The organism is Cellvibrio mixtus subsp. mixtus J3-8 (genome assembly GCF_000766945.1).
Taxonomy (GTDB): Bacteria; Pseudomonadota; Gammaproteobacteria; order Pseudomonadales; family Cellvibrionaceae; genus Cellvibrio; species Cellvibrio mixtus_A.
On record NZ_KN266209.1, the window covers coordinates 119,412 to 140,227 of the forward strand.

At 42.9% G+C, this 20,816-nt stretch carries 19 protein-coding genes; all 19 read right to left on the reverse strand.

Annotation, left to right across the window (positions count from 1 at the left end; translation table 11 throughout):
* Nucleotides 1–56: 56 nt before the first annotated feature.
* On the reverse strand, nucleotides 57–3,632 hold the full coding sequence (locus A596_RS23365; protein ID WP_200882927.1) for a glycosyltransferase: 3,576 nt from the start codon (nucleotides 3,630–3,632) through the stop codon (nucleotides 57–59).
* A gap of 14 nt (nucleotides 3,633–3,646) precedes the next feature.
* Entirely contained in the window at nucleotides 3,647–4,258 is a 612-nt protein-coding gene (gene cysC, locus A596_RS13865; RefSeq protein ID WP_052417516.1) for an adenylyl-sulfate kinase, read from the reverse strand.
* 16 nt (nucleotides 4,259–4,274) lie between these two features.
* Nucleotides 4,275–4,820 carry a dTDP-4-dehydrorhamnose 3,5-epimerase gene (rfbC, locus tag A596_RS13870; RefSeq protein WP_039915841.1) on the reverse strand — a complete coding sequence of 182 codons (546 nt, stop codon included), beginning with the start codon at nucleotides 4,818–4,820 and terminating at the stop codon, nucleotides 4,275–4,277.
* Nucleotides 4,821–4,857: 37 nt separating this feature from the next.
* Nucleotides 4,858–5,748, reverse strand: a complete 891-nt coding sequence (gene rfbA / locus A596_RS13875; RefSeq protein ID WP_039915843.1) for a glucose-1-phosphate thymidylyltransferase RfbA — start codon at nucleotides 5,746–5,748, stop codon at nucleotides 4,858–4,860.
* Nucleotides 5,741–6,631 carry a dTDP-4-dehydrorhamnose reductase gene (gene rfbD / locus A596_RS13880; protein ID WP_039915844.1) on the reverse strand — a complete coding sequence of 297 codons (891 nt, stop codon included), beginning with the start codon at nucleotides 6,629–6,631 and terminating at the stop codon, nucleotides 5,741–5,743. Before rfbD ends, rfbA begins: the two co-directional genes overlap by 8 nt.
* 2 nt (nucleotides 6,632–6,633) lie before the next feature.
* Complete coding sequence (gene rfbB / locus A596_RS13885; protein ID WP_039915845.1) at nucleotides 6,634–7,695, reverse strand: dTDP-glucose 4,6-dehydratase; 1,062 nt, start codon at nucleotides 7,693–7,695, stop codon at nucleotides 6,634–6,636.
* 18 nt (nucleotides 7,696–7,713) lie between these two features.
* Nucleotides 7,714–9,387, reverse strand: coding sequence for a sulfotransferase (locus A596_RS13890; protein ID WP_235425744.1), 1,674 nt, complete (start codon nucleotides 9,385–9,387; stop codon nucleotides 7,714–7,716).
* A 5-nt stretch (nucleotides 9,388–9,392) separates the two neighbouring features.
* Nucleotides 9,393–10,622, reverse strand: coding sequence for an ABC transporter ATP-binding protein (locus A596_RS13895; protein WP_039915847.1), 1,230 nt, complete (start codon nucleotides 10,620–10,622; stop codon nucleotides 9,393–9,395).
* Nucleotides 10,623–10,693: 71 nt separating this feature from the next.
* Nucleotides 10,694–11,344 carry a DsbA family protein gene (locus A596_RS13900; RefSeq protein ID WP_039915849.1) on the reverse strand — a complete coding sequence of 217 codons (651 nt, stop codon included), beginning with the start codon at nucleotides 11,342–11,344 and terminating at the stop codon, nucleotides 10,694–10,696.
* Nucleotides 11,345–11,475: 131 nt separating this feature from the next.
* Nucleotides 11,476–13,200, reverse strand: a complete 1,725-nt coding sequence (locus A596_RS13905) for a hypothetical protein (protein ID WP_039915851.1) — start codon at nucleotides 13,198–13,200, stop codon at nucleotides 11,476–11,478.
* A 264-nt stretch (nucleotides 13,201–13,464) separates the two neighbouring features.
* The gene (locus tag A596_RS13910) at nucleotides 13,465–15,345 is read right to left on the reverse strand and encodes a secretin N-terminal domain-containing protein (protein WP_160280146.1); all 1,881 of its coding nucleotides are present in this window, start codon (nucleotides 15,343–15,345) and stop codon (nucleotides 13,465–13,467) included.
* Nucleotides 15,346–15,684: 339 nt separating this feature from the next.
* A complete protein-coding gene (locus A596_RS13915; protein ID WP_152600187.1) occupies nucleotides 15,685–16,191 on the reverse strand; it encodes a hypothetical protein in 507 nt (168 codons plus the stop codon).
* Nucleotides 16,181–16,777, reverse strand: a complete 597-nt coding sequence (locus A596_RS13920) for a hypothetical protein (protein ID WP_039915857.1) — start codon at nucleotides 16,775–16,777, stop codon at nucleotides 16,181–16,183. The genes A596_RS13915 and A596_RS13920 overlap by 11 nt, the downstream gene beginning before the upstream one ends.
* Nucleotides 16,774–17,877, reverse strand: coding sequence for a hypothetical protein (locus tag A596_RS13925; RefSeq protein ID WP_152600188.1), 1,104 nt, complete (start codon nucleotides 17,875–17,877; stop codon nucleotides 16,774–16,776). Before A596_RS13925 ends, A596_RS13920 begins: the two co-directional genes overlap by 4 nt.
* Nucleotides 17,825–18,841, reverse strand: a complete 1,017-nt coding sequence (locus tag A596_RS13930) for a type II secretion system protein GspK (RefSeq protein WP_039915863.1) — start codon at nucleotides 18,839–18,841, stop codon at nucleotides 17,825–17,827. The genes A596_RS13925 and A596_RS13930 overlap by 53 nt, the downstream gene beginning before the upstream one ends.
* A 35-nt stretch (nucleotides 18,842–18,876) precedes the next feature.
* Nucleotides 18,877–19,533 (reverse strand): prepilin-type N-terminal cleavage/methylation domain-containing protein, encoded by a 657-nt coding sequence (locus A596_RS13935; RefSeq protein WP_039915866.1) that lies wholly within the window; start codon nucleotides 19,531–19,533, stop codon nucleotides 18,877–18,879.
* On the reverse strand, nucleotides 19,514–19,936 hold the full coding sequence (locus A596_RS22180; protein WP_052417517.1) for a PulJ/GspJ family protein: 423 nt from the start codon (nucleotides 19,934–19,936) through the stop codon (nucleotides 19,514–19,516). The genes A596_RS13935 and A596_RS22180 overlap by 20 nt, the downstream gene beginning before the upstream one ends.
* Nucleotides 19,929–20,336 (reverse strand): pilus assembly FimT family protein, encoded by a 408-nt coding sequence (locus A596_RS13945; RefSeq protein WP_039915869.1) that lies wholly within the window; start codon nucleotides 20,334–20,336, stop codon nucleotides 19,929–19,931. Before A596_RS13945 ends, A596_RS22180 begins: the two co-directional genes overlap by 8 nt.
* Before the next feature lies 1 nt (nucleotide 20,337).
* On the reverse strand, nucleotides 20,338–20,796 hold the full coding sequence (gspG, locus tag A596_RS13950; RefSeq protein ID WP_052417518.1) for a type II secretion system major pseudopilin GspG: 459 nt from the start codon (nucleotides 20,794–20,796) through the stop codon (nucleotides 20,338–20,340).
* Nucleotides 20,797–20,816: the final 20 nt, after the last annotated feature.

A 20,816-nucleotide genomic window follows, 5' to 3' on the forward strand; every position in this document is an offset into this window, starting at 1 on the left:
CAACGGTCACTGAATCAAATATGCAAGGCATATCTGATTCACGACACATCAATTTCTTATCCATAAAACGCATGACGCAATGTTGATTTCATTGTTTCCAATGAATAATGTTGCGCGACAAAACGATTGCCAGCAGAAGCATATTGCAGCCAGAGATCATCATTGTTTAACACTGCAATGACATGATCAGCAAAAGCACCGGCTTCAGCCGTTACCGGAACAATCTGGTCCAATCCAATCAAGCCCTGCGCACCGACCGGTGTTGTTACCAGCGGAACGCCATAAGCCATGGCTTCCACCACTTTATTTTTTACGCCTGCACCAAAACGCAGTGGCACCACCGCCACTCGCGCAGAAGCATAATGTGCTGCAAGTTCTTCATCAGTCACATAACCGGTCACATGTACCGATGGTGACTGCAGTTGCAATACCTGCTCAGTAGGACGTGAACCAATCAGATAAAGAACAGTGTCCGGGTGCTGTTGTTTAATTTGTGGAAAAATTTCCTTCACAAACCATACAGCAGCATCGGTATTAGGTGGATGGCCAAAACCGGCCACAAAAATAACCTTATTCCCATGAATTACTTGTCGCTGCGCATATTGGTCAAGATCTTCATAGACATAAGGGCATACAGCAGCAGCATTCACCGTTGGTGCAATTCTTTTTACTGTCTCAGCTTCTTCTTGCGATGGATAAAGTACCACATCCATTTTTTGCCATACGGATGTTTCCAGTGCATAAAAATGATCGATTTCTTTTTTCAATGCAGCGCCGGGATTGAGTTCATGCTCGCGCTGTAATCGCTCAAAATGCAGATCGTGTCCGTAAAAAATACAACGAACATTTGGAAATGATTGCAAATCATCAATGTAATTTACTGCAACATGGGGGCGGTTGATAAATACATGGGTTACTGCATTTTCCGTAGCAGCTAGCCATTGTTTAAAACGTCCGCTGTACTCAGCACCATAAATAACCTCTACACCCAACTGTTGCAAACGCGGTGTATATTCAGGGTCATACCATAAATTATCGGGCCAAAACTTTACATTGACTCCCATCTTTTGCAGGCTGGTGATAATTGCCAATGTCGAACGCGAACCAGCGTCGCGATCAGGTTGGAGGACATAATGATCAATCACCACAACACAAGGTTGGTGCCAGGTACGATCTTTTGCAGTAAATACCGACTCGGCATTATTAAAATGCTTCGCTAATTCTGTTCTCCACTTTTCGAAGAATTTTTTCTGATTAGCAACTTGATAGGCTTTGATACCAGAACCTGTATCTGTGCCGTTAGAAACTCCTTCGTAATGTACAATCACTGATGCGGGCTGGTAATACACTTTTTTCCCGGCCGCCCGGACTTTAAAAGCCAAATCAGTATCTTCGTAATAAGCAGGCACATAGAGTTCGTCAAACAAACCCAATTCGATAAAAAAACCTTTCTCAATTAACAGCGATGCACCGGAGCAATAATCAGCTTCTTTCAAATAATTGAATTCCGGCAGCTGCGGGTTTTGCAAGCGCCCGAAATTCCACGCCGATCCATCTTTCCACAAAATACCACCTGCTTCTTGCAGGCGGCCGTCAGGATATACCAGCTTGGAGCCAACCATGCCGCAATCTGCACGCGCAGAAAACACATCTAACAATGAGTCCAGCCAATGCTCTGTTACTTCAGTATCGTTATTAAGTAAATAAATATATTTACCTTTCGCAAAAGATACGGCGCGATTACAAGAACGCAGGAAACCCAAATTGTGAGGATGCACTTCATAGCGCAACCCTTTTACTTGTTGCAAACAATGAATTTCGTGGTCCGGCGAATGATCTTCAACCACGATAACTTCAATAGGTACTTTTGGTACATGGCGCGCGATGGACATCAAGCAGGTTAATGTCACCGGCAAATTTCCATAGCTGGGAATAATTACCGATACTACTGGTGAATCTGAATGCGGAACCACCAGGGTTTTTAATGCTGTCTGGATTTCGTCGCGCGCGACAACACCTTGAATAGCTAATGCAGGAACATCAGGCCGCCCGCTGCGGCGCCACATTTCATAGTGCACAACCCCTTCAAACATAGGGCCCGCAATCCGGTAAAGCACACCTGCCAACATATTTTTAATGCGCGGACTTAACGGTAAGTTTTTATGAACACTTCGAGCAAAACGTTGCAAGCGCGGCTTTGCAGATGCAGCCAGGACTTTGGTTTCCCCGCGCAAGATCCGTCCCAGCACACGCATTGGCAACGTAATTTTCCAGGAGCGGGAGCTAATAATATGCTGGTATTGTTGATTTATCTCCGCAAGCTGTTGTTCCAGCCTGCGATTCGATTCACGCTCAATATCGTACTCGCGATTGCGCACCGTTAATCTATTATTAAAATCTTCCAAATCACGTTGCGCAAGATTTAAGTAATCATCTAACTCTACAATTTTTCCTTGTAGTTGCAGGTTTTTATCTTTTAGCTGCGTATTGGCATCATGCAACAACACTATTTCTGCCATAGCAGAACCTAACTTCGTTTGTGCTTCTTCATAAGCTTCACGCAATTGCACTTCCTGTTGCTGCATTTCAACGAGTGATTGCTCAAGTTGTTTTGCCCAATAAGTGCGCTCCTCAACATCTTTCTCCAATGACTTTGCCCAACAAGTACGATCTTCAATATCTTTTTCCAATGACTTTGCCCAGCGAGTGCGCTCCTCTACAAGCCGCTTCAAGCCCGCTATATTTTCGCTAGTGTAAACATAATCAATTGCGGCATTTTCTATTTCATCCAATAACGAAAACTCTGCATCCAATTGCTGTTTATTGGACTTATATAAATCATTTAATTGGGCAATCGCAGATTGATTATTAACAATTAATAAATTCGGCATAATGGCGTAAGCAGCAATCACTTCTTCCGGACATTGCCAGTCTTTTTGTAAATCAATTGACGAAAATTTGGTATGTCGTAAATTGCTATCCAGAAATTCATTGGCAAACTGATTAGCCAGCCCTTGGTGGACAGTTAATTCCAGTTGTTGTGCAAGGAATTCCAGTTTCGCCAATGGCGATTCCATTAGTTGATCGTAATCCAGTGCAATTAGTTGTATATCCTGAGCCTCAGAAACAATCGAAAAATTGTAACTCAGCCACAGCAAATAACCTTTGTGTATTGGAGTTTTATTACGCTTTAATACGGAGTTGGCAACACTTAATGGATGACGCAAACAAAGCACATAACTTACATCACAATCAATTTGTGCAAATACTTTTTTCCAAAATTTTAACAACTTTGAAACACGTGGGTCTTTAAAACCAAAATATTGATTATCCGCCATTTTCTGGCGTAACAATTCAGTAGCTTTTTCAAGGTAACCCGATGCAACCAGTTGCTCAACTTGAGCGGCAGTGACTAATGACAAGCTAAACCAATCTTGCCCGATCACATCAAGCATTTCGATATTCAAATCATTGATCGCTTTGTCCTCAAAAAATCCTTTAGGATTGTCTTTTCCCGGTGGTAGCAAATCATCACCCAGATTGACCCCCATACAGGCCAGGGCACTCATAACAGTACTAGTGCCGCTTCGATGCATACCAAGCACCACAATTAACTTTTTATTTGAATTCACAACAAATCTCTTTGTTAATTATTTCGCAATACACGTAATGTAGAGATAATTTTATCGACACATGCGTCAGCAGATAAATTGCATGTATCAACTACAACTTCCGGGTTTTCAGGAGGTTCATAAGCGCTATCTATGCCAGTAAAATTTTTAAGTTCTCCGCGACGCGCCTTGGCATAAAGCCCTTTAGTATCACGTTTTTCGCATTCAGCCAAAGGAGTAGCAATATAGACCTCAATGAACTCACCCTCAGCAAAAAGTCGCCGCGCCATTTGGCGCTCCGCTTCGAAAGGAGATATAAATGAAGCTATTACTATTAAACCAGCATCAACCATAAGCTTTGAAACTTCTGCCACACGCCGTATGTTTTCCGCTCGATCAATTTCAGTGAACCCAAGATCCTGGTTTAATCCGTGGCGGAGATTATCGCCATCAAGCAAATATGTATGGTGATTTTGCTCAAAAAGACGCTGCTCAAGCAAATTTGCAATAGTTGATTTTCCAGCACCAGATAAACCCGTAAGCCAGATGCAACAGGGTACTTGGGCTTTCATTTTTGCGCGGGTATTTTTATCGAGAGTTACATCTTGCCAACGAATATTTAATTGATCATTTGATATATTAGTCATGGGTATTCCCGAATTATCATGGAAAATATTCAGCATCAATAAAAGGGCACCCTATACTGTCCTTTTTTGATAGCACAGGAGAAAAATCCAGATTCCAATCTATGCCCAATTCAGAATCATTCCAAATGATGCAGCGCTCGCCTTCTGGTGAATAATAATCCGTGGTTTTGTAAAGGAACTCAGCGCTTTCACTTAGCACCACAAATCCGTGAGCAAAACCTTCAGGAATCCATAATTGCCGTTTATTTTCTGCGCTGAGTTCAACGGCTACCCATTTGCCAAAATAGTTCGAACCTCTGCGGATATCAACTGCCACATCAAGGACTCTACCTGCTACAACACGTACCAATTTTCCCTGGGGTTGTTGTAATTGATAGTGCAGCCCACGCAATACTCCAAACATTGATCGGCTATGATTATCTTGTACAAACCTCACTTGTTTACCAACAACTGCATCAAATTGCCTCTGATTAAAGCTCTCGTAGAAAAAGCCGCGTTCATCACCAAAGACTTTTGGCTCAATGATCAACACATCGGGTATTTGTGTAGAAACAACATTCATTCGCACACCTTTTAAAATCACTGAAACTAGAACGAACTCAAGTTTGATTGCTACCATTCAATAGGCGAAGTAAATATTGGCCATATTCATTTTTTGCTAGAGGTTGAGCCAATTTGGCAAGTTGCTCCGCGGATATGAAGCCTGAACGGTATGCAATTTCTTCCGGGCAACAAACTTTTAATCCTTGGCGATGCTCGATAGTTTCAATGAAATTACTTGCTTCTATCAAACTTTCGTGGGTACCTGTATCCAACCAGGCATAACCTCTTCCCATAATTTCCACGTTTAACTGATTTTGTGCTAAATAAGCTTTATTAATATCAGTGATTTCAAGTTCACCGCGGGCAGATGGTTTCAAGTTTTTTGCTATGTCTATGACATTTTGATCATAAAAATACAAACCGGTAACTGCATAATTACTCTCTGGAGTTGAAGGCTTTTCTACTAATGACGTTGCTTTTCCTTTTGAATCAAAACTAACAACTCCATAGCGTTCAGGATCCCTAACTTGATAGGCAAACACTGTAGCGCCTTCATTTCTTGCTGTTGCCTTGGCAAGCTCCTGTTCAAAGTTGTGCCCATAAAAAATATTATCTCCCAGCACCAGAGCACAATTCTTATTTCCAATAAAATCCTCACCAATGATAAATGCTTGTGCAAGCCCATCCGGGTTTGGTTGAATCGCATATTCCAAATGCAATCCCCAATCCGATCCATCACCTAATAGCATTTGAAAGCGAGGTGTATCTTGAGGAGTTGAAATAATTAATATTTCTCTGATACCAGCCAACATCAATGTGCTAAGCGGGTAATAAATCATTGGCTTATCATAAACTGGTAAGAGCTGCTTAGAGACAGCTTTGGTAACAGGATACAGGCGAGTTCCGGAGCCCCCCGCCAAAATAATACCTTTTCGGTTATTAATCATTTTTTTCCATTATCTCCGCAACAATTCGCTTCACACCCCAGCGCCAGTCGGGCTGACTTATACCAAACACTCGACACAATTTCTCACAATTTAATCTTGAGTTTTTAGGTCGGGTAGCTTGCGTTTTATATTCATCACTTAAAATAGCGGTAATTCTTTTTGTTTTTATACTTGGCAAAAAGCCTGATCGACATTCAAAAATAAATTTTGCATAATTAAACCAGGATGTTTCTCCAAATGCTGTTAGATTGTAAATTCCAGCGAATTCCTTCCTATAATTTTTAATACAATGTGCGGTTACATCAGCAATATAAGCTGCGCTGGTTGGAGCCCCAATTTGATCACTAATGATGTTCAAATCTTCGCGCTCCTCCATCAACCGCAACATTGATTTAACAAAATTTTTTCCTCTATTTGCATACACCCAACTGGTCCTGAATATTAAATAGTCATCAAGATTATCGATAACCGCTTGCTCTCCTTGCAATTTGGATAATCCGTAGAAATTAACAGGTCCTGTATTATCTGTTTCCACCCATGGCCTGGAACCTTCTCCAGAAAATACGTAATCAGTCGAATAATGAACAAAAAGGGCGTTACATTCTTTTGCAACTGATGAGATATAAGAAGGTACCTCAACATTGATCAATGTTGCTTCATCTCTTTCAACTTCAGCATTATCAACAGCGGTGTAGGCGGTTGCATTTACGATAACGTCAGGATTTATAGCTAGTATATCATTCCTGATTTTTTCGAATTTTTTTACATCGCCGCAATAAATCTCTGATGCCCTGTCAAGGGCGATCAACTCTCCGATACAGCTGAGACTACGTTCCAGTTCCCACCCTACTTGCCCATTCTTTCCGTATAAAAGTATTTTCATTATTATCGTCCGAAATAATTCGCATCAATCCATTGGCGATAGGATCCACTTTTTATGTTTTCTATCCATGTTGAATTATCTAAATACCACGCAACTGTTTTCTCAATTCCAGACTCAAATGTTTCCTGTGGTATCCATCCAAGATCTTTCTGAATTTTGCTGGCATCGATAGCATAACGACGATCATGTCCAGGTCGATCTTTTACATAAGTTATCTGGGATTTATATGAAACTCCATCTGCTTTCGGATGGCGCTTATCTAGAATGTCGCAAATTGTTTCAACAATTTGGATGTTCATTTTCTCATTCCAACCACCTACGTTATAGGTTTCCCCTGTTGCGCCTTTTTCAAGCACACAGCGGATTGCACTACAATGATCTTTTACATATAACCAATCTCTAATTTGCTTCCCATCACCATAAACCGGTATCGGAAGCCCATCTAAAGCATTGACGATAACCAAAGGAATTAATTTTTCAGGAAAGTGATAGGGCCCGTAATTGTTTGAGCAGTTAGTTGTAACAACAGGAAAACCGTAGGTATGAAAATATGACCTGACCAAATGATCGCTGGCTGCTTTTGAAGCCGAGTATGGGCTATTGGGTTCATAGCGATTAGCTTCGGTAAATGGATGATCATCCGCACCTAATGATCCATAAACCTCATCAGTAGAAACGTGCAGGAATCGAAATTTTGATTTTTGTTTTTCATCAAGTGAATTCCAGTAAGCGCGGCTTGTTTCAAGCAAATTAAACGTTCCTACCACATTTGTTTCGATAAAGGCTTTTGGCCCCAGAATGGATCGATCCACATGGCTTTCTGCTGCAAAATTTACTATTGCGCGCACTTCATATTTTCTTAGCAAATCTGCAACAAGAATTTCATCTGCAATATCTCCTTTGATGAAGATATGTCGATCGTCATCAGACAACGAAGCCAGATTTTCTAAATTTCCAGCGTACGTTAAGTTATCGAGATTTATTATTTTTTCCTGGGATGAGTTGAACCAATCTAGAACAAAATTAGAACCAATAAAGCCGGCACCACCTGTCACTAAAATCATAAAAATTCCATAACTGTTTTATTTGATTAACGAATATCCGAGAGACCGGACCTCATAAGAACACAAATCGGAAACCATCTCAAAATCTTCCCGATCATAATCATTTTTGCGGCTTCGATATTTGCTGCCTATAACAGACGAGAGCGATGTGTAGTTCAACAATTTATTTAATGGTTGCTGAATTAACTCAGGCTTTTCAACAATATCTTCATAACGAAACAAAAGAAGATGTTTTTCATGCTCCAACAATAATTGAGCCAGAAGCCTCCAAAATAGTACTCGTCGTAAGCGCTCATCCGTTTGAATCTCAATTTCATCCAAAAGCTTTCGATATTGGTTGCTCCAACCATGGTATTGGGGATTTGCGATCGGCAGAGTTGATGGTCGCATCTCTTTTAAATGAGTAAATGTTTTCCGCCATGATGCTAATGTATCAATTGGATTCCTCACTAACGCAACTATAGGCCAATCCAACTTTAACAAATACGGCAAAGCCGCCATATATGCCATTGTATTTTTTGAGCCCAACCGGAAATCGGCGTTCTCTATTACTGGAGAGTAATAATTCCTTTCATCCTTAATGGCCGTATCTTCAATTACCTTGCCGTTTTCAATTTTATTTATTATTGGTTCATTCGATATAATTTTTTCCCGGCACTCTGCATGGTACAACGCAATTCCACTTGCATCTGTTCGATTCTGTAAATGATCAAATATTTCCGTTGGTTCGTTAATAACTACCCAGTTTTTTTGAGAGTGCAGCAAGCTACTAACAAAGCTGGTGCCGCTGCGAGGAATTCCAGTTATTAAAAAATTCTGCTCTTTTTCAGCCGGACTTTTACTTAATGGATATTTTGGGTTAAATAATTTTTTCCAGGTGATTAATTCGCTGAAACTTGCCCTAAGCTTCGGATACGAATTAATAAAGTCATTAAAGAGGACTCTAAGTCTTGACTCTCTTAAAATAACTCCAGGCCAATGATAGTGACAGAAAATTACTTCACCTTCGCTCAAAGTACGTTGATGCGCAGGATAATTAAATTTTTCTTGTAATTGCATCCATGAATTTTCGAAAACGGATTGCACAGCCAGTGGTAATGTAATTTGGTCAAGCCAAGGATTTTTCTGCGTAACGTTGCTGTCAGACTGGACTTTTTGTGCAATCTTTTTCCATTCTTTTGCCAGCAATCCAGGCTGCTTGGTTACTATAAATCCAGCATTAAAGTATGGCCAGGATAAGTTGTTAGTTACTGTTTGCCTAACTCTGCGTGAAGGTTTGGGTAGCCCAAAGAAGTTGTACAAATATTCCCATTCCAACTCCGAGCCCCATGTGTTCATATCAGCGGGTTTTGCCAGGAAGTCGTATTGGGCAAGATCTTTTTCTAAATCAAAATCCGACAAACATACAATGTCAGAATCAATAAAACAGCCAGGCTTTTCATCTGGCAATAGTTCTAATGCATCGATTTTATTACCTATTGGGTAAGAATGACCAAAAGTTGGATTAAACGTTATTATTTCAACGTTTAATATTTTAAAAATTTCTTTGGTAACAGTCCCAATATGACCCCAATCTTTATACTCAGGAACTGCAGCATATAGCTTATTGTCCTGGCTATTTGCGTTTTTTTTTATTGACCATGCGAGAAATAACGATTTCAGTTCCAACTCGCCTTTTTGGCAAACAAACACAATGTTCAAATATTTACCTCACATCGGCCATTAAGATTTACCACAGCTTCAAAAGTTTTTTCTTTTGCTGTTACAACAAACGTGCATATTCCTACTTGTTTATCAATAAGATTGGTTTCTTCTCTACTCTTGGTGTCATCCAAACGTATAGTGATCGCGTACTCGCCCAATTGCAGATTTGCATCAAAACTATATTTAATTTTAACCATTCCATCTTTATCCGGCGTTATCACTTGACCGCCGTAATAATTATTAAAACCGAAGAGGTTATAGCCTCGGGAGTCACGAATGGTTAACTGAATTCTCGGATGAGATAAGGCGGTAGATACTTTAGCGGTCACATAGACATCAACAACTTCTCCCTGTTTTACGGCTATTTTTTCACTATGATAAATACCAGATGCAAGCTTAACCTCTAGAATATTTCCTAATGGATTGGAAAAACCCATTTTAGAGTTCAGCTTTGGTGCGGACTCGCGTAACAACTGGTAATTAGTATAATTATTTTCTTTTGTTTCAGCCAAATATATCTCTGTGGCCTCTTCAGGCTCACCATCAAATGCCACCTCACCCTGCTTTAAATAAATAACTCTGGAACAATATCTTTTGACAAGCTGCATATCATGTGTAACTAGTAAAACGGTTGCTCCTTGATTCATCAATCTTTCCATTCTTTCCAAACATTTTGCCTGGAATCCTGCGTCCCCTACAGCTAGAGCCTCGTCAACAACTAAAATATCAGCATTCACAAAGCTACTAATTGCAAAAGCCAATCTAACAATCATCCCACTGGAATATGTTTTGACTGGTTGATGAATGAAATCGCCCAATCCAGAAAAATCCACAATCTCTTGATACTTATTTTGGATTTCTTCATTTGAAAGCCCTAAAAGAGAGGCATTCATCCAAAGGTTATCAAGACCGGAAAATTCGGGATTAAAACCTGATCCCAACTCCAGGAGCGCAGCAACTCGCCCCTGCTTACTAATCACTCCCGATGAGGGTGCTAAAACTCCACAAATTAGCTGAAGAAGAGTTGATTTCCCAGATCCGTTGGCACCGATTAAACCAACGATCTCGCCCTTGCGGATGGTAAAATTTATATTTTTAACTGGCCAAAATTCTTCATAGAATTTCTTCCTCCCGGAAAACAATGATTGCTTCAGCCTGTCAGCAGGATTGCTATAAATTTTATAAACTTTACTTACATTAGAGACATTGATCATGGATGGCATTAATGGTTTTCAATTGGAGTATGAGCAGGCATTAAGCTCAATTGATTGAAGGCTCGCATTCAGCGTTGTATTTACCCAGGTTTTTTTAATAATACAGGCGCGGATTTTGGTTGCATTGCCACCAAATAATTAAGTAGTTCAAATAACTCCTCAACACTGCCTAAAGATTCAACATCAACTTTATAAGTTCCATGAACGACAAACGTGGGAGTTTTTATAATTTTCGCCTGCCTGGTGAGCGCAGCTGAACCAGCCAATCTTTGATTCACCTCCTGACTTTTCCAAACAGTCCAGAATTTTTCTTTATCAACACCATTTTTATCCAGGAAACTATTTACCCGATCTGTCCCTTGCAATTTGCTCTTGTCAGTTTGAACAATGATAAAACCTTCTTCATACATCTTCCCCAGTACACCCATAACATCAAACGTATGGAACAAACGCGCCTCCTCTACCATGGCACTCTCCGAATGTACTGGCACCAATAAAACATCTATCTTTTTAGTATGACTCCACTCAGCTACAGCTGGAACCAGCTGAAAACATGCCCTACAGCCGTAATACATAAACTCCACCACAGGAGCACCCATATTTATTAGCGGCGCCTCCAAAGCTTGGTAGTGTTTACCCTCGATAAAATTTGACTTGGATTGCTTTAGGTCAGCAGCATGAGTGTTTATGCCAAAAAGTGATATAAGCAATAGAAGGGTGAATCGCAACATCGTTGGCTCTCTTTAAGAATTTAACCTTAACAGTAATTGACAGCATTGTAGAATGATTAATAAAAAAGGCTCCCGAAGGAGCCCTTTTTAAGCCACTGCAATCTTCACAACTTGCAGATCACTAACACCAATTAGTTGCTGGTGTTAGAGGTACCGTTGTTTTGAGTACCAAGACGAGTCTCGTCACCAGAGTAGGTGGTAGAGGTCATATTGGTCAATGGACCTTGGCCGTTAGAAGCACGTACCAGACCCAAAGCTTCACACGCAGGGAATGCACCTTGGATTACTAAACGATGACGTCCACCTGGCAAAGCAGTGTAGCCTGGCAGTTTGGAACCAAGGTATACACCACTGCCGCTCAAGTCAGCGTTAGTGTGCAGAACTGCGGTAGCATGAGCAGCCAAAGATTCTACAACTACAGTGTTAGTATCGATAGTCTTCTCACCACCAGTCTCTGGCCATACACTTACACGTACTGCACCTGGCTTCTCAGACACGTTGGTGATACGGATGAATGCATCATCAGCAGCACTTACACTTGGCAGGTTGAACAGAGTCACCTGGCAGCCGTTACGCAGAATTGGGCCGTAATTGAATGCGCTTTCTGAACGAGTGTAACGTGGGTTGAAGTATTCGATGTTCAGGTTAGCAGTAACCTCTGAAGCTTCTGGAATTACGCCAGTGCCATTAGCAACCGCACAAACGTTATAACCGGTAGCCAACTGAATACTATCTTGACCGTTCAGGCTAATTTTCACAGAGTTAGCATCGCCAGCTACTGGAACGCCAACGAATGAACCACCAGGAGTAGTTACCGCACAAGCAGCAGTAGACAAGTACACCGCACTGTAACCAGCCAGAGATGAACTTGATGTTAGAGTAACGGAGATTTCATCAGAACCTTGGAAGTCGAACTCGTCACCGTTTTCTTTCTTCAGTAAGGTGTCACCAACATAACCAGTAGCGTTACGAACTACTTGCAAGGTACCTAAAGTAATCAAACGAGTGTTTTCAAAACCAACACCAGTAACATCGAAATCTTTCGATGCATTAAGACCAGTACTTGCAGCCAACAAACCAGTGAAAGTTTTTTCGGTATCAGCTACGTCGATACGAGCACGGCCGCCACCAGCAGTGTAATCAGTGAAAGTACCAGTGAGTTTAGCTACTGGTGCAGAGTCAAAAATAACAGCTGCAGTTGCAGTGTCAGTTACAACTGGAGCAGTAACACGACGGAATTCAACACCAAGTTTTACTGGTTTAGCGCCGCCTTTTTTCAATGCACTAGTCAGGTTTTTGGTTTTAACTTGAGCCAACTTAGCAGTAACCAACGATGGAGCGGCCAATGCAGCTGCGGTACCGCTTGATACAATTTTGAATACTACGGTGTTATCACCAATAGCACCACCAGAGTCCACGCTAATAACGTAATCAGGATTGTTGGTTAAAGGGTTAAGAGTAATGTCAGTATTGTTGTCGTCCGCAATGGTCAACGTGGCAACGCCTGGAGCTGCAGCAGCGAAACCGAAAGATACTACTGCTGTAGATGTAGCCCACTTATTGATGTCAGACAGGTCTTCGCCAAAAACAGCGCCCTTGTCCAAAGTGAATTTTACGGTAGCAATTTGACCGCCAACAATTGGACCATCTGTGGTAATTGAATAAGTAACAGCTGGAGTAGCTACTAATGTATCGATAGAGCTAGTTTCGCTACCATCGGTAGTATTACCAGTACCGAATACTTCTTCAGCCAGTTTAACCGGGAAAGTATCAGTAACCAGAGTACCCGCGAAAACACCACCAGATACTGTAGCAATGGCTAAGGCCAGTGCTGATTTAGCGATAATTTTTTTCATGTTTTCTTTTTCCTTCAATAGCTTACGTAAGGTTATAAAACTTATCAACAAAGCACATCTACGATGGTGCGTCGGTCAATATCGAGGTCAGGCGAAGCGCTCCGCCTGCCATCCGCGAACGATTTTATGAGAAGTCCGCCGTATATTGCAAGCCTTTAGCGCCATTAATTTTTGCAATACATCTTTAATCTTACTTCCCCGTCCGGCGCATGGAGTATTGATATTAAAGCGTATTTTCTAAAATTTGCTGAATAATTTAACCGGTTACTCTTTATTTTGGTCATCTATGTGGATTTGTTCTCTAAATGACTGTGTCAGAGCCTCGGCTTGTTTGTGATCCTTAATCAAATAAGGAATGATCAGTACAATCAGTTCTGTAGTGGCAGTAGTATCATTGTCCGATTTGAACAGATATCCCAGTACAGGAATACTGCCTAGCACTGGCACCCTGGAATCATCCCTATCGCGCTTTTTATCAATTAACCCTGCCAACAAAACAGAACCACCATCATTTAAGATAAGGCTAGTTTCTATATTACGGGACTTAACAACAGTCGATGCCCCCGATCCACCGGCGATATTACTTACCTCCTGGGATATTTTCAGGTCGATGCGCCCATCGGAGAAAACCGTGGGTGTAACTTGCAAAATAATACCGGTAGAACGCGTCCTGAATTGGGTGAGGGGAATAGATGTACCACTGTCAGTTTGCCCACTACTCACGGTAGAGCTTGGAATTTGAATCTCGTCAGCTACACTGACGAGTGCTGTTTCACCACTGCGCACCAAAACTTTTGGTGTTTGCAATACATTCATATTTTGGGTTGTAGCCAAGGCATTAAGTGCGAGACGAGTACTGCCCGAGCTGTTTAGTGACCGCCAGGTAAAACCATCCACGCCAGTAGCAATAGTTTTGCGCCCTAAAGCACCAGAAACAGCTGAAACACCATCACCCAGCGCAGCCACGCCGGAGCTTGCCCAATTCCAATCAGTCCCTATGCTCAACTTGTCCGTGCGTGAAACTTCCGCCACAACGACTTCCACCAATACTTGGGAAGGAGGTTGATCCAGTTCGCGAATAAGCGGTGCCAACTCTTGCCAGCGTGTGGCCTCACCGTGAAAAAGAAGCATATTGCGAGAGGAGTCCACAACAAAACTGCCTTGCGTTAGAGCGGTAGACCCACTTCCCCGCGTGGAACTCATCGCGTTAGTCGCCCCACCAGTTGCGGCCTTTGCTTCTTGCTGGCGCCCACCGACAGCGGAAACATTACTGGTAACGCCCCCCCCCCCAGAGGTAATTGCATTAAGCGTTTCTGCCAACTGGGCTGCGCCTATGTTACGTACTTGATACCAGTAATATCCTTCGTTGGTAGAAGATTGCTGAGCCACCTTATCCAATTGCTCGGTCCACTCACGCACCATTCTTATGCCGCCGCTATCGGTCGCAAAGACAAACAATGCATTGAGTTCTTTCACCGGAATCAAGGTAATCGCACTATCCACCCCTCCAACGTCATAGCCTTGCGGAGACATAGTGGCGATCAATCGCTTGGAGAGCGACTCAGCATCTACAAATAGAGGATCAATACGCAAGCCATGGCGCCCTTTCATCTTGGGACGGTCCAATATATTCAAAGCTTCAACTGCACTTTGGACGATATCCGGTGTGCCACGCAACGTAACAGCATTACGTGCATTATCACGCTGCACCTTTAAATTTTGCCCTTCAAAGATCATGCTTAACATACTGTAAGCATCTGCTGCACCTATTACATTCAGTGATCGGATTAGGAAGATGGGCCTATGAGTACTAGGTACAGACGGTAGAGCACTGCCAGTAATAATTAAAGGTGGCTCTGCTGTGGCGCCCTGGCCAGTGCGCAGCACAAATCGCAATAGATCTCCCTCTTGCATGATTTGAACACCATAATTTTCCAACACATCACGTGCGACCTGGAAAATCTCTTGCCTGTTGCGCGGCTCGGTTATGCGTAATGTTACAAGATCCTCTTTACTGGCAACGTCTGGTGCCATTTGGAAACCCAACTTAAGTTGGTTAGCGAATACCTCATTTATAAACGCAGGCAACGGCAAACCGTCTACACTCAAGCTGATAGAAGGGTCCTCCTCTGGAGGAAAGAGCACACTATCTTCCAGAGGTTTAATATTTGCCGAACCAGGATTAGCAGCAGGCACATTACTGAATCGCTGAGGCGCGCTTTTAGTGGCATCAGTGGGGGGAACATCTACACTGGATTGCATCGCACTAGGTACTGTTTTTAACTTCTCGGGAAGTCCATAATTTTTTTTATTCTGCAGACTACATGAGGACATTACAAAAAGCATGACAAACACCAAACAGGGTTTTGTCACAAGCAAACATAAAGAGCGATGCATTAGGTATAACTCCTGGCACAGTGGTGCCATATAATTTTGACTATTCGTGTTGGATAGAAATAAACAGCCATGGATGGATGTGATTTGTCAGGGCTTAATATCCATCTCGGATTTTGCCGAAAACAATTTGAGCACCTCAACCGTTTCAGGGTCATCCTTCCTGGAAAGCTTAAGCCAATCACTCCCCACCTCTATCAGGACCCATTGACTATCAGGAAGCTGCTCTCCTTGCTGTATACGGAAATACTGCTTTCCACTGCCAACCAATATCCCTTGCATATCTTCGGTGTTAATAATTGCCTTGATTTGCCCTCGTAATTTCTTCGCTTCTTGAGCCTCTATTTCTTTAGGTGTTATATCTGCCAGAGCGCCATTCGTCGCGTCGGAAGGCACCACTCCCCAAAAACCCGAGGCTAATAATTGTTTGACGTCAACCACAGGACGGACCGGGATTACTGCCAAAGCCCATGTATTTTCTGTTGCTTCATTTATATCCGCCTCGCGCGATATAGGCAACAAACCAAACAAAAAGCAAGCAAGTACTAAGATTGCCACATAGAGGTATATGTAAGCTTTAGTCATATTACTGGCCAACTGACGGCTCCTTGATAACAAACCAGGCAGTAACGTTTATTCGATAAAATAAATTCGTCGAGGTAACCAGATTGAGCTGCTCGTAATCGACCAATACTGGCGGAGTATTTGTGGCCATAGCATTCAGCATTCTCTGCCATGCGCCTGCTACATAAGTTCCCTGAAGATCCGCACGCACAGCATACCAAGTGAAGCCACGAGGAGGCGGACTAACCTCAAGGGTAATGCGTGTAATTCCCAAGCCAGATTCTTTCGCAATTTTTTGGATCCAGTCTCGAAGTTGGGCTTCCGCCTCCCCTTCGCTACTTGCATGCCATAATTTGGTTCGCATCTGCTGTAATGCGACATCAGATGTCTTGGCACGCTCTATCCATTCATGCTCACGGGCAACGGCCTGGGTATCGAGATACATATTCAAAGCGACTTTGGCATCTTCCTTTTTAGCTAGACGCCAGTCATCAAGACGCGCATGAATCCACAGTACAAATAACCCTAAGGCTATGAATGACGCAGCTTGCAATCGCCTATTTGTATGCCACTGCTGTTTGATCTGTTGCCATTGCTGAGCTAGCACGACCCGACTCATGGTGTTTCTTCCACCTTGATTTGTGAAAACCCGTCCAACTTCAAGCGAATTCGATACTTATTAATCTCCGCGGTTGGCTCTACGCGAACCCCCTTCATTCCATCTTGCGAAAGCGCACGAACCAAACTGAGGGTGTCCGGTATTTCACCAGCCACTACGAGGTCAATCTGATCCAGATTACGCTCCCATGTTTGCAAGCTTAACGGCGGAGCAGGGGGTAAATGCTGATATATTTTCTGATGCGTACCTAACGGATCAGGCATATTGGTCAACTGAACCAGCTTATTGATTTCCAATTGGGCCGAACGGACAACCGAGCGAGCGGTTAACAGTTCGTTTGCTGACTCGGTTGTAACCGACGTAAGCTGCTGCAATGAATATTCTTCCCAATACCAACGCGCTACCGCCGTTAGCTGGAGACATGCAATAAATAGACTGAGCGCCGCAAAACCAACAATAATTTGATCCCTGCGCTCAAAAAGATGGTGCCATACACTGGTTACAACTTCCGACCAAACTTCTTCAGCAACTTGAGGCTCTTTAACACCTGGCTCAGAAGCATCAGATGATATGCCTTGCGCGCGAGCAAAACGCTGGATCTGGATTGCAGTCGGCTTATTAACATACCATTGGCTAGCACGCAAAAGCCCCTGATTCCAATAATGGAGATCATAACCATTATTGCACTGGAACAAATGAAGGCCGTTCTCGACTGGTTTTTGCCAATAGAGAACTTCGGACAAATAAACAGGCTTATAAATACGGTTGTTTTGCGCTGATTCATTTTGACTCAATAAGCGCTGTACTTCAGTGTTGTCCCATAACCATACTTGCGCATCACCTTGCTGCCAAGCTACGCAAAAACCTGGATCCGCCCAAATACTCAAACTCTTTATTCGATGCTTTAACGCATTTTCACGCTTGGCTTTAGGTACATTGCCCAGATCAATACAGACATATTGACAATAATCGCGACCAATTAAAATTTGCGGAATAACATTAAGACTGGAAAGCTGTTGAATTTGCCCTGAAGACACTAACCTTCGATTAACGGAAAAACGGGTGATCAATCGTTTTTGCTGTACTTGTAGCCAGGTCATCGGGCAGGTTTACTCGTGTGGTCCAGTTGAAATACCAAGCTTTGGTGCCTGACTCCAAGGGGCGAAATTGTACATCATAAACTCTGGCTGTGGTATCGCCCTCATGCCACCACCAAAAACGGAACCCGGCTGTTGGTTGAACGCTAAGGCGCACCTCTTCAGAATCACCAATATATTTGGTGAGCTGGGTAAAACTGGAAAAAGGTGCTGTGGCACGCTGCGCAAGCAACATTTGCAATTTAACGGGATCATCCAGGATTAAAGCCAACGCATCTGCATGCGCACTGTTTGCATTTATACCGCCTCCACCTTCGGTGCGAAATATGCGCAGTATCCACGAATCATCCCGATTTTTTAAGAACCAATCCCACTCAAGCACACTACGCAATTGCAATGGTGAGCTCAGATAACCATTAAGGGGTGGAGATAAACCCTGCAGGTGATAATCCATGGCTTCAGCACCCAGGCCTTCACGAACATCATCGGCATCTTGATAATCAGCCAGAGTATCTTTAAATCGCTCACCCGTCAGGCCACGTCCGTCTATTTTCGCAATGGCATTTAGAATCCCCGGTTCCGATAAAAATGATAGACCTATGAGTCCACCAAGGTCTTGCACCATAATGCGCAAACCGTCACCTGCATCCAACACACTACCATCCATTGCCATGAACCCTGCACTGCCAGTAATTATTGTCGGTGCAGCACCAGCCATAAAGTCGTCAAGACTATCAAAACTGAATTTCTGTGCAGATTCAGCTTTATCACCAGGCCAACCAACACCTTCATGAGTTTTTGGCCCAGTCAGGTAGGTATAAAGTATCCTGGCAAACATGTCCGTACTTCGCCTGTAAGCTTCAACTTGTTGCTGGCGAAAAGCAGCTTGTTCACGAACCCGCTCAACCCATATTGCAAATGCACTGGCTGCTAGCACCATAATAACCAGGACCCATAGCACAGACACTAATACAAAGCCTCGCGAGTAGTATTGGCTCCGCACTATAAAACCCCCTCAAACGCAGGCGGTGTATACATGGCAGGATTGTTACGAACCGCAATAATCATTTGCACCGGCAACGGAATAGAATCAATGTATAAGCTTATTGCTTGCGGCAATACATTTTTTTTGTCGCGTGAAAATATTGATGTTCGCGGTGGAAAACCATTTAGCCACTCACCCTGATACAAATAATGCCAGGATGCGTTGACTGTCGCAGGCCACTCCTTGATGGTATACCATTTAAATTCTGTAGCGCTAAGCGGAGCCTCCCCGTAACGCAGCATCAGCTTTCCATCTTTACGCTCTAAAATCCAAACAACCTTTACTGGTGTGCCCACAGGTGAGCCAGCCAATGCGCCTAAAGAGATTCCACTAAAAGAGGCTTCATCACCTGAAAACAACTGGTTTTTACCTAATGCGCCATCTACCCCATTGATCAATCCGTGTATTGATTCACGAATCCAACCTTCAAATAAATCCTGCTGTTGCATGTGCATTTGGCGTCGCTCGACCGTGGAGTAAGTGCCCGACATATAAATAAATCCCTGCATAAGTAAACTTGCAAGAAGAGACACCAACAATATAACCACCAACATTTCCAAAAGCGAAAATCCCAGCGTACGAGCCGGTTTTCTGTTAGTTGAAAATGACTTCATCGATATTCCGCACTTTTTTTATGCCTATTAGCGACATATTAAAACGATAAAACGTTTTACCAGCACGACTCAAGACAACTGTTGAGGGATAAATTGCAGCTTGATTTATCGTTTTCTGGTTGACCTCATCAAGCACATCACCCGCAAATTGCGCTTCTGCTGTTTGCCAATCAATTATCAAATCCCCAAGTTGCATATGACCGCTTGGATTGACTTCCGGATCAATTGTGCCCATAAATTCAATAGCACTTTCTATAGCGGAAGATCGCTGTGCGATTTCATCGGCACGAGTCAGGGTAATCATATTGGTATTAACCCAGCTATAAAGCGCTGTTGCACCTATAGCAAAAATCGCCATGGCAACAACAGCCTCCAGCAGAGTAAAGCCGCGCTGCCTAGTCATTAGCTATTACTCGACAATCCGGGCTGCGCATTGTTATGCGATAGGATTGAGTCCCTTTTATTACATTCAGGGTCACTGCTGCCGGGCAAAATCCGGATGAAGTGATCAATAGCGGAGAATCAAATTGCAAACTTACGTTCAGTGCATCAAGCCGCTGAACAAATTGCGATGGGAGTTGTGCCGCATCTGCCGGGTAAGCTGAAAAAAGAACAGGGTGTCCATGATTTCGAACATTTAACGCCAGACTATTAAGCACCGTCACTAATTCGTTGCGATCCAGTGAGGTCCTCATACCGTCATACATTTTTTGCAGCCCCGGCAAAGCAAGCGAAGTAATAATCCCCATTATTACCAGCACCACGATCATTTCAAGCAGTGTAAATCCCCGGCTGGAATGCATTTTAACGAGCAGGTAAATAACCTAAATCCTGGTTATCGCCCTCCCCCCCCTCTTTCCCATCTGCTCCGAGTGAATAAAGACTAAATGGCTCAAATTCGCTTGCAACAGAGGAATAAACATAATCACGCTTCCAGGGATCGAGTGGAACCCCTCCATCTATGTAAGGCCCTTTCCAAAACTGTGCAACGTTATCATCAGCAGGTTTTGACATTAGAATTTTCAAGCCCTCTTCTTGCGTAGGCAAACGGCCAATATCCAGACGCAATGTGTGCAACGCCCCACGAATCATTTTGACTTGTGTTTCAGCGGTCTGGATTTTTGCCTTATCCGCTTGCTTGAAAAGATTGGGACCTACCAAGCCAGCAAGAAGACCAATAATGACCAGCACGACTATCATCTCTAACAATGTAAAGCCTTGTTGAACATTGGATGTACATTTATAGCACTGCCAGAATCTCATAAGATTGTGATACTCATTTA

Coding starts and splice junctions, on each gene's coding strand:
- cysC (WP_052417516.1), bottom strand. CDS start 4,258: ATGACTAATATATCAAATGATCAATTAAATATTCGTTGGCAAGATGTA.
- rfbC (WP_039915841.1), bottom strand. CDS start 4,820: ATGAATGTTGTTTCTACACAAATACCCGATGTGTTGATCATTGAGCCA.
- rfbA (WP_039915843.1), bottom strand. CDS start 5,748: ATGATTAATAACCGAAAAGGTATTATTTTGGCGGGGGGCTCCGGAACT.
- rfbD (WP_039915844.1), bottom strand. CDS start 6,631: ATGAAAATACTTTTATACGGAAAGAATGGGCAAGTAGGGTGGGAACTG.
- rfbB (WP_039915845.1), bottom strand. CDS start 7,695: ATGATTTTAGTGACAGGTGGTGCCGGCTTTATTGGTTCTAATTTTGTT.
- A596_RS13895 (WP_039915847.1), bottom strand. CDS start 10,622: ATGCCATCCATGATCAATGTCTCTAATGTAAGTAAAGTTTATAAAATT.
- A596_RS13900 (WP_039915849.1), bottom strand. CDS start 11,344: ATGTTGCGATTCACCCTTCTATTGCTTATATCACTTTTTGGCATAAAC.
- A596_RS13905 (WP_039915851.1), bottom strand. CDS start 13,200: ATGAAAAAAATTATCGCTAAATCAGCACTGGCCTTAGCCATTGCTACA.
- A596_RS13920 (WP_039915857.1), bottom strand. CDS start 16,777: ATGAGTCGGGTCGTGCTAGCTCAGCAATGGCAACAGATCAAACAGCAG.
- A596_RS13925 (WP_152600188.1), bottom strand. CDS start 17,877: ATGACCTGGCTACAAGTACAGCAAAAACGATTGATCACCCGTTTTTCC.
- A596_RS13935 (WP_039915866.1), bottom strand. CDS start 19,533: ATGAAGTCATTTTCAACTAACAGAAAACCGGCTCGTACGCTGGGATTT.
- A596_RS22180 (WP_052417517.1), bottom strand. CDS start 19,936: ATGACTAGGCAGCGCGGCTTTACTCTGCTGGAGGCTGTTGTTGCCATG.
- A596_RS13945 (WP_039915869.1), bottom strand. CDS start 20,336: ATGCATTCCAGCCGGGGATTTACACTGCTTGAAATGATCGTGGTGCTG.
- gspG (WP_052417518.1), bottom strand. CDS start 20,796: ATGAGATTCTGGCAGTGCTATAAATGTACATCCAATGTTCAACAAGGC.